Annotated in this window: 7 protein-coding genes and 1 pseudogene; 2 read left to right on the top strand and 6 right to left on the bottom strand. The window is 49.2% G+C overall.

Annotated elements, in window-relative coordinates:
* Positions 1 to 5: 5 nt before the first annotated feature.
* The gene (locus tag SPI6313_RS04235; RefSeq protein WP_139276512.1) at positions 6 to 719 is read right to left on the bottom strand and encodes a hypothetical protein; all 714 of its coding nucleotides are present in this window, start codon (positions 717 to 719) and stop codon (positions 6 to 8) included.
* Between the two features lie 213 nt (positions 720 to 932).
* Between SPI6313_RS04235 and SPI6313_RS04230 the strand changes: the two genes are divergently transcribed.
* Both SPI6313_RS04230 and SPI6313_RS04225 read left to right on the top strand, forming a co-directional pair.
* Positions 933 to 4,184 carry a type I restriction endonuclease subunit R gene (locus SPI6313_RS04230; RefSeq protein ID WP_072619872.1) on the top strand — a complete coding sequence of 1,084 codons (3,252 nt, stop codon included), beginning with the start codon at positions 933 to 935 and terminating at the stop codon, positions 4,182 to 4,184.
* Positions 4,181 to 4,888, top strand: coding sequence for a M48 family metallopeptidase (locus SPI6313_RS04225; RefSeq protein WP_072619871.1), 708 nt, complete (start codon positions 4,181 to 4,183; stop codon positions 4,886 to 4,888). The genes SPI6313_RS04230 and SPI6313_RS04225 overlap by 4 nt, the downstream gene beginning before the upstream one ends.
* Before the next feature lie 29 nt (positions 4,889 to 4,917).
* On the opposite strand, the gene SPI6313_RS04220 is transcribed toward SPI6313_RS04225, so the two are convergent.
* The 5 genes and pseudogenes from SPI6313_RS04220 to SPI6313_RS24335 all read right to left on the bottom strand — a co-directional run bounded on the left by SPI6313_RS04220 (position 4,918) and on the right by SPI6313_RS24335 (position 12,532).
* A complete protein-coding gene (locus SPI6313_RS04220; protein WP_072619870.1) occupies positions 4,918 to 5,421 on the bottom strand; it encodes a TniQ family protein in 504 nt (167 codons plus the stop codon).
* Entirely contained in the window at positions 5,421 to 6,275 is an 855-nt protein-coding gene (locus SPI6313_RS04215) for a TniB family NTP-binding protein (RefSeq protein ID WP_217650501.1), read from the bottom strand. Before SPI6313_RS04215 ends, SPI6313_RS04220 begins: the two co-directional genes overlap by 1 nt.
* A complete protein-coding gene (locus tag SPI6313_RS04210) occupies positions 6,275 to 7,942 on the bottom strand; it encodes a Mu transposase C-terminal domain-containing protein (RefSeq protein ID WP_072619869.1) in 1,668 nt (555 codons plus the stop codon). Before SPI6313_RS04210 ends, SPI6313_RS04215 begins: the two co-directional genes overlap by 1 nt.
* Positions 7,943 to 8,370: 428 nt before the next feature.
* Positions 8,371 to 9,498: pseudogene (locus SPI6313_RS23890) on the bottom strand (RNA-guided endonuclease InsQ/TnpB family protein).
* Between the two features lie 616 nt (positions 9,499 to 10,114).
* On the bottom strand, positions 10,115 to 12,532 hold the full coding sequence (locus SPI6313_RS24335; protein WP_245788592.1) for a CHAT domain-containing protein: 2,418 nt from the start codon (positions 12,530 to 12,532) through the stop codon (positions 10,115 to 10,117).
* Positions 12,533 to 13,109: the final 577 nt, after the last annotated feature.

Raw genomic sequence — 13,109 nt, 5'->3', positions numbered from 1 at the left:
TTGCCTTAAAGGTTCGTAACAAGATTGTAACCGTTAGCCGTTGGCGCATCGCTACAGCGCAAAATATCTTCAGCAAGCCGAAGGGTAAGTGCATCGCCCATCGGGTTGTAACTGACGAGCAGTCCCCACAAAATATCCCAATATTGTAGGGTTGCCTCCCATGACTGTCGCTTCTCGGTCAGATACGGCTCTGAAAGCGTCGTTAGCTGGACGCACAGCGTTGCCTCCTGCTGCCCAGAGGCCAACAGATCCGTTGCCATAGACAAATCAAGTAGATGCTTCCACAGATAGCTTCCCCCACGCCCCTCAATTTCGCGGGTAAGGTCTCTCAAGATTGACTCATCCTCTCGCTTGAAGTTACCGTTCATCACCTCCCGCTTCCAAGTCGGAAACTTTGGGTCTTGATCATTGATCCAGCGTGGAAATAAAACGTCAAACCAGTACTGTTCTGTAACTGAAAAATTCTCGCTAGCATACAATTCCTGCCTATCCTCAGGACTGAAAGCACTGAGTATTAGCCAAAGCTCAACATCCAGGATGATCTCGGTGAGTAGATCTAGGACGTAAGGCTTGCTCGTTAATAGACCGTCTTTTTTATCTTTGATCCACTTCGATAGTGCAGTTAGCTTTTGCGCTAGATTGGGTTGAGTGTTGCTTGCTTGCTGAGTTAGAATCCCAAGCCTTGTGCGGGCTTCCTGTGGGGAGAGACGTTTTAACACCACCGTTTAGAGCAAAATCTTTAAAGACGTTTCATTATAGCTTAGCGATCGCAACCCCTTTAAGGTGTATTAGTTCTGTCTGTCTCTAGTCGCTGCGATCGCGCTCATTACATCAAGATGAAGTTGTGTATAGGCGATCTCATCGAATTAGTACGATTATACCAAAAAAACTGCATCCTCCAAACCATTCGCTGTATTCCGTATTTCTAAATCATGAGCGAATATACCGAAGTCGAACAGCCCTTTCTCCAGCAGATCCAAACCCTGGGCTGGCAGGTTATCGATCAAGGTTCACAAATCCCCAGCGACCCGACCCAAAGCCTGCGAACCAACTTTCGCCAATGGCTGCTGCCCAATGTGTTTACCCAAGCCGTCGCCGCCCTCAACACCACCGCCGACGGTACTCCCTGGCTCACGACCAAGCAGCTCCAAGACCTGCAAGACGACATCCTGCGGCAGCCCAACCGCACCCTCCTCGAAGCCAACGAAGCCATTCAAAAACTGCTGTTCAAAGCCCAGGTGGATGTCAACGAGCAAACCGGGGAAGAAGATCCGGTAGTCAAGCTCATTGACTTTGCCAATCCTGAACGCAACCAGTTTCACGCCATCAACCAGTTCCGCATTGATACGCCCGGTTGCGTCAAGCAGTTCATCATTCCCGACCTTGTGCTGTTCGTGAACGGCATCCCTTTGGTGGTGGTCGAATGTAAGAAAGGCAGTACCACCTGCGCCAACCCCATGGCTGAAGCCTTTGAGCAGCTCCAGCGCTACATGAACCAGCGGGAAGAGACGACCCGCCATGGTTTACGGGAAGGAGAGCCGCGCCTGTTTCACACTAACCTGTTTGTCATGCGCAGCACGGGCATCGAGGCCGACTACGGCACCATTACCTCCGGTCTAGAGCATTTCTATCCCTGGAAAACTCAGTGGCCCAAACCGGAGAGCGCCGCCGAGGGACTGAATCAACAACAACAGCTCATCAACGGTATGCTCAACAAAACTAACCTGTTGAGCATCCTGCGCACCTCTAGCGTCTTTATGGACACCGACAGTGGCCCGCGCATTAAGGTGGTATGCCGTTACCAGCAATTTCGCGCCGCCCACAAAATTATCGATCGCCTGCGCCAAGGCCAAAACGCTACAGAGAGAAGTGGTGTCGTTTGGCACACCCAGGGATCAGGCAAAAGCTTAACCATGGTGTTTGTGGCACGAATGCTACGGACGACCCCAGATCTGAGCGACTACAAAATTGTGTTAATTAACGATCGCGTCGATCTTGAAGATCAGCTTTCTAAAACCGCCACGCTCATTGGGGGACGAGTTCACACTATCGACAGTACCCAATCCCTGCGCGATCGCCTGTCTACCGACACCTCCGACATCAACATGGTGATGGTGCATAAGTTTCAGCAGCGCGACCCAGCCATGCCGCTGAAAGTGGCCGAAGCCCTGGGCACCTATCGCGCCATTCCCAGCGACCAGACCTTTGGGGTGGTCAATAACTCCGACCGCATTGTGCTGATGATTGACGAGGCCCACCGCACCCAAAGCTCCGACCTGGGTGAAAACGTCTTTGAAGCCTTCCCCCATGCCGCCCGCATCGCCTTTACCGGCACTCCCCTCATTACCGATCGCCACGGCGAAAAGAAAACCCAGAACCGTTTTGGCGACTATATCGATACCTACCGTCTCATGGATGCCGTGGCCGACGGCACCACCCTGCAAATTTTGTATGAGGGCCGCACCTCCGACGATGCCCTTCAGGATAAACATGGCTTTGAAACCCGCTTTGCAAACCTCTTTCGCGATCGCACCGATGAAGAACTGCTCGCCATCAAAAAGAAGTATGGGGCGACCGGCGACCTACTAGAAGCTGAGCAACGGATTAGCGCGATCGCCAAGGACTTGGTGAAACATTATCTAGAGCACATTTTTCCCAACGGCTTCAAGGCTCAAGTCGTCTGCCATTCCAAGCTTGCCGCCGTGCGCTATCAAAAAGCTATCCATCAAGCTTTAGCGGACACCATCGCCCAGTTAGAGACCCATGATCCCGAACGTATCCGCAGATTGCGCTTCCTCAAGGCAGCGGTGGTGATCTCTGGTAGCGGCACCAACGAACCCGCTTATGTCTCAGAAGCCCGCAAGCAGGCCCGCGCCTGGAACGCCGTTGATAACTTTTGCCGCCCCTTCGACTTCGACGATCCTGATAAGCCCCACACTGGCATTGCCTTTTTGGTGGTGTGTGACATGCTGCTTACCGGCTTTGATGCCCCCATTGAGCAGGTTATGTATCTCGACAAGAAAATCAAAGAGCATACACTGCTGCAAGCGATCGCTCGCACCAACCGGGTCAAGCAAGGGAAACAGCGAGGCTATATTGTCGATTACATCGGCCTAACCGAAAATCTCACCGAGGCTTTGACCCTATACGCCGCCACCCATGAACAGCAAGAACTCGCCCAGGGCTTAAAGAGCATCGCCTCAGAGATGCCAATGTTAGAAGAGCGTTATCAACGTCTGCTGCAACTGTTCACAAGACACAAAGTTGCAAAAATACGCGATTATGCTGAAGGAAACCTAGAGACGGTCGAAGCTGATGCTGCCGTAGTCCACGAAGCCGTTAAGCTGCTCAAAGACGAGAAAATTCGGGCAGACTTTGAGGTCTATCTGAAAAAATTCCTGGCCAGCCTGGATATTATTTTGCCTAACCCCCTTGGCCAGAGTTATCGTGTCCCTGCCAAGCGTCTAGGCTATATCCTTCGAGTTACCAAAGAGCGTTACAAAGACACCAGCCTCGACTTAGGTGATGCTGGGAAAAAAGTCCGAGATTTAATCAACGAGCATTTGATTAGCCTGGGTATTAATCCCAAAGTCCCCCCAGTTGAGCTGCTCTCCGCCGATTTCATGGAGCAACTCAACCAGCATTCAGGGGATAACGACGAAGCGAAAGCTAGCGAAATGGAGCACGCCATCCGCAAACACTGCACAGTCCACCACGACGAAGACCCCGCCTTCTACAAAAGTTTGTCCGAGAAAGTCGAGCACCTGATCGAGGAATATCAAGACCGCTGGGATCAGCTCGCTATCGAACTAGAAAAAATCCGGGCTGAGGCGATCGCGGGTCGTCAGCGGGGTGAAGAGGGCATGAGCAAGGAAGCAACAACGTTCTACGAACACATTGCCAACCAGGCTTTCCCAGATAGTGATGTGCCGCCAGATGCCAAACCTAAAATGAAGGTGCTAATGGAAGCAGTTGTCGAAACCTTACAGGCTAGTATTAGCAGTATCGATTTCTGGAATAATAGCGACAAACAAAAGCGCACTCGCAGTGAAATCAAGACCGCGCTGACCCTGACGGGTATTGCCGAGTTGAAAGCCAACCGTGAACGAATCGCGATCGAAATCATGAAACTCGCCAAAAACCGCCACACCGAATTATTGAAAGGCAAGACTAATCAGTCATGAATGTTCGCTGTGTCAGAGATATCGAATACCAATTACTATCTGGCAGCTCGCGTAGAACTACCGATATTGTGATTGAGCGCGATGGCAGAGTTACTGTACGTCCACCCGCCGAATACACTCCAGAACAAGTCGATGCAATTGTCGAATCCAAGCGCATGTGGATTTACCGCAACCTGGCTGAGTGGAAAGACCTTAACGCCAGTACTATAGTTCGTGAATGGGTCAACGGTGAAACCTTCTTGTATCTGGGCCGCACCTATCGCTTGTCTCTCGTCTCCAGTCAGAACCATCCCCTGAAGTTGAAAAACGGTCGCTTTTTTTTAGATCGATCGGCGATCGAGAAGGACGGGACTCAAGCCGCTAAACAAGCCTTTGCCAATTATTTCACTGAGAAGGGACAACAACGGTTTCGTGATCGAGTTAGCTACTTTGCCCCAAAAGTTGGTGTCCACGCTACAGGAATCAAAGTCAAAGACCTGGGCTATCGCTGGGCTAGCTGTGGCACTAATGGCTGGCTCAATTTCCACTGGAAGTGCATGATGGCACCACCCAAAATCATTGACTACATCGTCGTCCACGAACTCTGCCACTTCCACTACCGTAACCATAGCAATGCCTTCTGGAACGAAGTCGATAAAGTGCTGCCAGACTACCGTGAGAGAAAAGATTGGCTCAGAAAAAATGGTGCCAGTTTGACAGTGTAGTCAACTTAGACTACTACTAACCTGAGCTGTTAGAGCGGTTTCTGACTCTCTGCCATCTCTCCAAATGTTGTAAAACACCGAGTACACCAACCATCCTGCCATAGCGATGGAATGGGAAACCGTGCCCCACAGTTAGGGCATTCCGACAACAACCGCAACGGATGCTTGTCACAGCGATCGCTCGTCTTATACTGCCATTCCATCCGATGACAACGAACTTCTCTATAACAAGCTCCACAGAGGCGAATCGGAGTCATTTTCATTCCCACCCCATCGGGCGGCAACATCACCCGTAATCGTGCAGCATCCACCTGTACTACCTGCGCTAACTTCTCCAACTCCCGTTGCGACGGAAACGGAATTAGGCGAAACTTCTCCCACCGAGATACAACCGCCCCTATTTCCGCCTCCCGTCCCAACCCCGCAGGAGTAAGGTCATTCTCTCGACGAAACCGCCCCAGAAAATGACTCAGGCTTTCCCCCTCATAAGGTTCAACCACAAACAACCAAGGCTGAATTTCCCAATCATTCATTAGCTGTACTCTTCTGCGACTTCCTTCAACGTTTCCAAGTTAATCTTCCCTAATCCCTTCTCCAACGCTCGAACCGCTGTCTCCCGCAAAATCATATCCAACAAGCCGATATAACCTCCTGTTGCCTGTCCAAGAATCTTCAACATGTTCTTCGCATGTAAATTCGAGGGAATAGGTAAGCGTAAGATATCTCGCTCCCAAATCTTCACCACTTGCTCAAATTCCGTCCCTGTCAACTTCCCAAAGCGATAGCAAGCTCGAAAGCGATTATGAACTTGCTCATCTCGCTTAATGACATTATCTAAGCGATCTGTTCCCACCAATACCACTGAGATATTCCGCTTATCAAAAATATCTCGAACATCTGCAAAAGTCTTGGGCTTCAAACGATCGGCTTCATCAATAATTAGTGTCTCCACCTGACACCGTTCTAATACTTTCATTGCACGACTACGAAGCTCTCGAACTTTTTCTCGACTCTGAACCTTGTACTTTAGATACTCAATAATTGCCCGAAATAAATCAATTGAACCACAATCCTGGGGCGGTTCGATGTACACTACAGGAACAATGGGTGGTTTACCCGTTTCCTGAATTGGCTTATGCCTTAAACGGTAAGCATTGCAACCAATGGTTTTGCCAGTACGAGATTCCCCCACGACTCGGCAACATTGGCGTGACCTGCGCTTTCCCTCCAGCCAATTATGCAACTGCTTGACTTGCTCTAACTGCACAACATTTCTACGTCTTAAACGTTGAATCTCTTTCGCTAGATCCTCCTCGGTCTTCTCGAAATTTCCTAACTGTTGAGCGACTGCTTCAGCTTTTGCTTTCGATTCTGCACTTGCCATCATTACCACCCGTAATCGTCATTTAGTTCGTCGTAATCCAGGATCTCAACTTGAGGTAACTCATCTATTTTTTCCACAGGCTCAATCTCTTCCTCTTCTGTCTCCTGTTTGGAATTAGGAGTTGTTACCGGGGTAAATAACCTCGTTTGTTCTTCCTTCTGCCGTTCCTTCTTCGTTTTCTTTTTAGACACAAAGAGATCGCGATCGCGCACTTCATCAAGAATGCTACGATTACTAATCGTCTTACCTTTCTCTCGAATCTTTTTATTGATCGCCTTTGCATCTTCTAGGGTCAACTGCTCTGTTTCTAAGTCTTGAGCATAAGCCCTTGCTAGAAATACCTCTTGACTCTTCTCCCGCCGATACACTAGGACAGTCGTAATATCTCTAGGGTCATACCGCAACACTACCCGTTCTCCCACATAACCCGCCAGATACTCGCCCTTATACATCAAATTTTCAAAGCGAATATAGCCCTCACGGTAAATCGAGCGATTAGTTTGCTTCATTAAGCAAATATCAAGCTCTCTCTCACTCAGCAAAGCGGGTGTTGCTAATAAGCCTGATTCCCACCGCTGATAGCGAGTTTGGTCGCCCATTCGCTTATCCAGACGTTGATTATAGTTGTCCACAAGATAGCGAACAATCAACTGTTCCAAGTCCCGTAACGTCATCCGAGCATCCTTCTCCGCATCCTCTGGACGTTCCTGTATATTTGATCCCGTATATCCAGGGAGTGTCGAAAATAGCTCTGTATTTAATGTCCCGAAAGGACGCTCAACGGCACCACCTTCAGATGGGCGATCGCGCAACTCACAAGTAAAGCCTAACTGTATACCAATTTGTCTGAGATGCTCTGATCGAAAGTCCTTCCCACCATCCGTGTAGAAATATTCGGGCTTCCCGTAGGTTCCCCACTCACACTGCAAACCAAACGTAGGCGGATACTGCTTCGGTAGCATCGCATGACGTAACGCCAAAGCAACAACCTGAGAACTTGGCGCATCAAACCCTAACCGGATACCCAGAATACAGCGTGAATAGGTATCAATCACAGTTGTCAGCCAAGGACGACCAATAATGTTTCCCTCGACATCAACTACCAAAACATCAACCCAGGTATGATCGCATTGCCACACCTGATTAGTATATTCCACTACTAAATCATTACCAGTTCGAGTTTTAACCGACAAGCGATCTCCCCGCCACCCAGCCGAACGTACACTCTTCTTCTGTTCCTGTGCTTCGATAATGGGCTGGAGAACCCGATAAACCGTTCGCTCGTTTGGATACATTTTTTCTCCCAATTCAGCAGCCCTCGCTTGCACTCTCAAAGCAACCTGCTTTCGAGACATCCGCTTACTGCCCTTGTTTCCTAAGCGATAGGTCTTAACAATAAAATCTTGCCACTCTTGCGAAATACGATGTTTACCCTTATCAGCCCTCGCCTTTGAAGTAACTGCTGCAAGTCCCATCTCCTCCCACTGCTGAACTAATCGCTGCACTGTCCGCTTTGACTTGCCTAGCTTCTGAGCCGCATCTTTTAACTTTTGTCCATAGGTAGCGTGATCACAGGGTTCCATCAAACTCTGGATAACTTCTAGTTTTAACCTCTCCTCCTCAGAGAAGTCAGTGATAACTGCATGAGCTTCTTGATTACCTGTATTCATTTACAACAAATGTGTTTAATACAAACATGTTGTTATTTTACCCTGAGCGACACAGAATGTGTCAAAAAGCCAGAAAATCTGGACTAAATGAAAAGCGACACATATTTTGGCAAACTCCTAATATACGACACCTAATTTGTCAATTTTGCTTTTGAGTAAATTTCCAATGCAAAAAGCCCACAACCTTATGTATAGTAAGGGTTGCAGGCTTGTCTATAGCAATGACAAATAATTTGTCAAGATGTCAGTTAATGAGTCAATCGACACCCACACCCTAAAATTGGAAAAAAAATGTCATTAAAATCAAGATTTTGGGGGCAGTGTGGGGGCAGACAGTTCAGAACTGATCGACCACGCCAACGAGGGACTGTACAACGTTAAGAACCCTTTGACTTACTCCCCCGTTTAGAAAACGGGGGATTCTGGGATCAAACAGCAATAGCAGGCAACGCCTGTCTGACATCACCTAACCCAATGGCTGAAGCCCCAGCCACTTTAATATTCATCGCCGCATTCTCATCCCGGTCATTCTCTGTCGAGCAACTGGGACACCGCCAATGGCGAGTCTCTAAATCCAGATGCTCCAAAATATGACCACAACTTGAACAGGTCTTGCTCGAAGGGAACCAGCGCTCAACATAGACCACCCGCTTCCCCTTCTTCGTCGCCACCCACTCCAGGATTTGCAGAAACTCCCGAAACGCCAAATCACTCACCTTACGCCCCCAAAGCCGCTGCATCGCCTTGAGGTTCAAGGTTTCAAAACACAGCACATCAAACTGATTCGTCAGGCGGTGAGCCAACTTCCAGAACCAGTCCCGCCGTCGATGGGCAATATCTTCATGCTTGCGGGCTAAGTTCAATCGGGCACGTTCTCGATTCGCTGAACCCTTTTGCTTGCGAGATAATTCTCGACTTGCTTTGCGAACTGCATTGAGTGACTGCTTGAAGAACAAGGGGGCATCAATCTTGAATCCCTCAGAACAGGTCAGAAACGTCTTGAGTCCAAAATCAAAACCAGCAATGTTACCTGTCTCGGTTTTGACTTGGGGTTCTGACAGGGTATCTACCGTGACAATCATGAACAGTTCTCCCAAGGGAGTTCGTTTAATCGTCACGGTCTTGACCTTCGCCCTCAATGGGGCGAGAGTTCCAATATTGATAGACTTTGTTCCCAATCCTGACCCGGTTGCCACCGAGGAATTTGTACCCAGCTTGCTTGAGGGTGAAGGATTTGTATTTTCCGGGTTTTCTTGAAGTTGGGCGGTCGAACGCTTCTATCTTTGTGTTTGAAGAACAGTTGATAGGCTTTCTCAATTCGTTGGCAGATATCCTGTACGGCTTGAGAACCCACCTGCAACCGACCAGGGGTTCCGTTTCCGAAGCTTGGCGATGTGTTTTTGCAGTCGGGCGCAGTTCAAGTGCTTGCCCCACATTCGGTAGTACCGTTTGTGGAGGGCAACACAATGGTTGTAGATACGCCCTGCGGCATTGATTGTCCGCTTGAGGTATCGATTTCGCTTGTGTTGGTAGAGCTTGAACTTGAGCGCTTTCATGGTTGCTATGATACCTCGGTATCACGGCTGAATAAATTCAGCCCTTCGCTTATATCCCCCGTTTGGAAAACGGGGGCTTTACGCTTTACATTCGTAAGGATTCAGGTACTTGAAACGCAGTCACAGCAAGGCTTTCAAGATCGAGGTGAGATCTAAACTAACAGTTCATTCTCAATAAGTACGCAAGACTAGGGGTTACAGCCTTGTTTATTGAGAATAACAAAATAGCCCGCAATAGCTGAAACTCATACTGAGCAGTGCTTACAGCCAAATTTTCATGACATGAATACTTACGAAATAAGCAGGCAGCGGAACGAGTGGGCGGATTGCCTACTACGTCATCCAATCTAATGATTTGGTCGCCTCGGAAGACTTGAAGGTGAACGGGTTAGTCTGGGAGCGGCATCGGGCTGAGTCGATAGTGAAGCGGGTTTGTATCCTGCGCCTTGAACTAACTACCGTGGGGCACAGGGGAAGTTATCCGCTTGGGGAGATTAGACTTCTGGCGGGGTTGGAGCCATCCGGCTCGGTTAAGTCCGGTCGATGCACCCAGAATCCCCGTCGCTGTCTTCGCGGGGAGTGTCAATTTGCCGGTTTTGCTTGGCGTGGATTGAGATCACCATGGGCTGCCCACCAAGGTAAAGCCACTCCAGAAAAATGGATGACTGAGATCGCCTTGGGTGTTGACCAATGCTGGGGGTAAGGGAAGATCGCCGATCCGGCCATTGTCAATGCTCACTTCACCGCGCAGCAATGCCAGTTGAGCCTGGCGGAGGGCTTCGGCTTTGATCGTGATCTCTGGGTCGTTGAGATGCTCATAAAAGGATGCCATCAACCCCAATGTGCCCACATCGGACACTTTCCAAAGACTCGCGAGGGCAGATTTCACCCCGGTTTGCACGGCTAACCCCGCAAACCCCAGTTCCGCGTTGGGGTCGCCGAGGGCGGTTTCGCAGGCACTCAACACCAACAATTCCACTTGGGGTTCGTTGTGCCAACCGAGCGATCGCAAATCCCGAAAATTCGCCGCTTGATCCCAAAATTGGATGTAGGAGTTGTTGACCCCGTTGGCTTGAATCGGGAGAAACTGGGCATGGGTGGCGAGATGGATAATGCTACGGTTGCGATCGCGACTATTCACCCTCAAGGCATCCAGGGTAAACGCCTCATTCAGGAATGGAGCGCCAGAATTGCGAGCCTGAGTGATGGTTTCCAGTTCGAGAGGAACAGCCGGTAATGGCGTTAAGTTCCTAAATTCCGAGGCTCCCATTGCCAAAACTTGCGCATCATGTAGCGGCTCATACTGACTATTGGTGAGGCTAACGCTCGGAATCATGCCGAGGCTGTATTGTTCAATCAGAAACTGTTCACCATCATGCAACGCCGCCAGGGGAATGCTCCGTAGCCCCGCATCCATACTGAAAATCAGCGTATCAATATTAAGGTTGTTGAGTGTGTCTCTATAGGGACGGATTAACCAGTCATAGAGTTGTTGAGCAGGTTGAAGATAGGACGTTGATTGCGTCGTGCTGTTGACCGTATCTCGAAAACGGCTGAGGGTGCGCTGGAGGGTGCTCGATGCGACGAGGGGCACTGTTCTAGAAATGGGTGGCCCATCCGGGACGATGAGCAACAGTTGCAAAAAGTTGGGCCGATTTAGGGCGTAAAGCACAACGGAACGCTTGTTTGTTTGTTGTTCAATGGTTTGGAGCATCTGACGAACGCTGGCAGCCGTAACGGGAACTTTATCTTCATCGTCAAAATACTCTTCATATTGTTCTTCTAAAAATTGATCAATGTCCGAAACGAGGTCATTGGAATTCAGATTATTAGCAAAAGAGGTTAGACCAATTTCAGGGTTGAGACTAATGCCCAGGGACGGCAAGGAGCTGAGGCTAAAACCCGGATCGGCGGCACTGGCGTTGAGGATCGTGCTGTCGTTTTCAGAATTTGCATCGGGAACTTCCCAGGTGAAGTTATAGCTGTTGTTGCGATCGCGAGTAATGACGGTTTCGGCATTGAGAATACTCCCGATCAGATAGGCGAGGTTTTCGAGGGGATTTTGACCCGCAAGGGGGGCGGGTGTCGTGGTGTTCAGGGGTTGGCGAGGGGTTGGGGCTTGGGTGTTGGGGATTGGGGGCGGTGCGGGTCGGGAGATAATCGCGATTTGGTCTTGGCGGTGGGTGTAGAGATAGTCGTTACCGGGTGCGATCGCGCCTTCATCATGGGTTCCGCGTGCGATCGCGCCGCTAGAACCGTTGACGCTGGCATCCCCGACCCGAAACGGAACCACCCCATCACCCCCATGGCGAATTTCAATTGTGCCGCTGCTGTCTGCGCCTGCGGTGGAGATGCTGGCGTTGGTGTTGTTGCGATCGGTGAATGTGCCGTCAATCCTGACGTTATGACCGCCATCAATCTGAACGTTGCCGCCGGTGGTGGGGTGGCTGGTGTCAATAAATCCGGTTGCAATATTTTGGGGGGCTGTGAGGTTCACGTCTTGACCGGACGCGGTGATATTTCCGGTGGTCAGATCGCCTTGATTACTGGTGAGGGTGAGGTCGTTTTGAGTGGTGATGTGGCCGGTGGTTAAGTCGCCTTGGGTTTGGATTGCGTCAATGGTGGGGGCGGTAATGTTGCCCGTGGTGAGGGTTTGCGGGGTGGTGATGCTGAGGCGGGTATCGGTTTCAATGTTTCCGGTTTGGATATGTTGACCCTCTAAAACAACCTCTTGGGGTGTTGTGAGGTTGCCTGTTTGGATGTCTGCGTTAAGACTGCGAAGATGAATCGTTTCTTGAGAGTTAATATCACCCGCTTGAATCGTTTCGTGGGTAGTGATTTGGGTAGGGTTGATAGTAGTATTTATTAAAGTTCCGTTGACTGTGAGTTGATTGAGAGGATCAGTATTGCCGACAGCTTTGCTCAGGTCAATTGTGGTTGCTTCTAAAATGAGGTTATGGTTACCATCTAGGAATTGCTCAAAAGTAATATTACTTTCACCCAAAATATTTGGATCATCTAAAACTCTGAACATTCCATCATCTTGTAGATTAGTACTTCCAGCAAAAATAATAGTGTTGTCATTAGTTGCGATATCACCATGTGTATAAATTCGTGAACTCTTAAACCGAATTTCACCACCGTTAGTACTGATTGATTCTGAACTAACATCACCAACTGAAATACCACGACTTGCTTCTAAGCTTACATTTCCGCCTACCCCTGATCCTGAAGCACTGATTAAATCCCCTTGGGTTGTATCAATTTTACCTTCAAAACTACGGATATCAATTCCACCACCATCACCATTAAATCCGGGATTGAACATGGTAATTGTCCCTGTTTTGATGTCAGTGTATGCTCTCAAGGTGACTGTTCCACCATTCAAGCCTCCGGCTGCGCTAATTATCCCAGCAGTAGTATCAATTTCTCCAACCCAGCCAGCATCCCAATATTCATGATCTCGGCGAACTTCTAGATATATATCACCAGCATTACGTTGCGAGTTAGAGTTTATACCCTGAGTTATAACACGACCAGCCCCAGTAATAGAAAGATCTCCTCCATCCCTACCACCAGAAGCATTGAACGCATCAGAAATAAGAATAGAA

This window comes from Spirulina major PCC 6313 (assembly GCF_001890765.1).
Lineage (GTDB): Bacteria > Cyanobacteriota > Cyanobacteriia > Cyanobacteriales > Spirulinaceae > Spirulina > Spirulina major.
This window is presented reverse-complemented; position numbering and strand designations above follow the sequence as displayed.

Bases quoted from the DNA above. Each gene is read 5' to 3' on its own strand.
- SPI6313_RS24335 (WP_245788592.1), bottom strand. From the start codon at position 12,532: ATGTTCAGAGTTTTAGATGATCCAAATATTTTGGGTGAAAGTAATATT.
- SPI6313_RS04230 (WP_072619872.1), top strand. From the start codon at position 933: ATGAGCGAATATACCGAAGTCGAACAGCCCTTTCTCCAGCAGATCCAA.
- SPI6313_RS04220 (WP_072619870.1), bottom strand. From the start codon at position 5,421: ATGAATGATTGGGAAATTCAGCCTTGGTTGTTTGTGGTTGAACCTTAT.
- SPI6313_RS04225 (WP_072619871.1), top strand. From the start codon at position 4,181: ATGAATGTTCGCTGTGTCAGAGATATCGAATACCAATTACTATCTGGC.
- SPI6313_RS04210 (WP_072619869.1), bottom strand. From the start codon at position 7,942: ATGAATACAGGTAATCAAGAAGCTCATGCAGTTATCACTGACTTCTCT.
- SPI6313_RS04215 (WP_217650501.1), bottom strand. From the start codon at position 6,275: ATGATGGCAAGTGCAGAATCGAAAGCAAAAGCTGAAGCAGTCGCTCAA.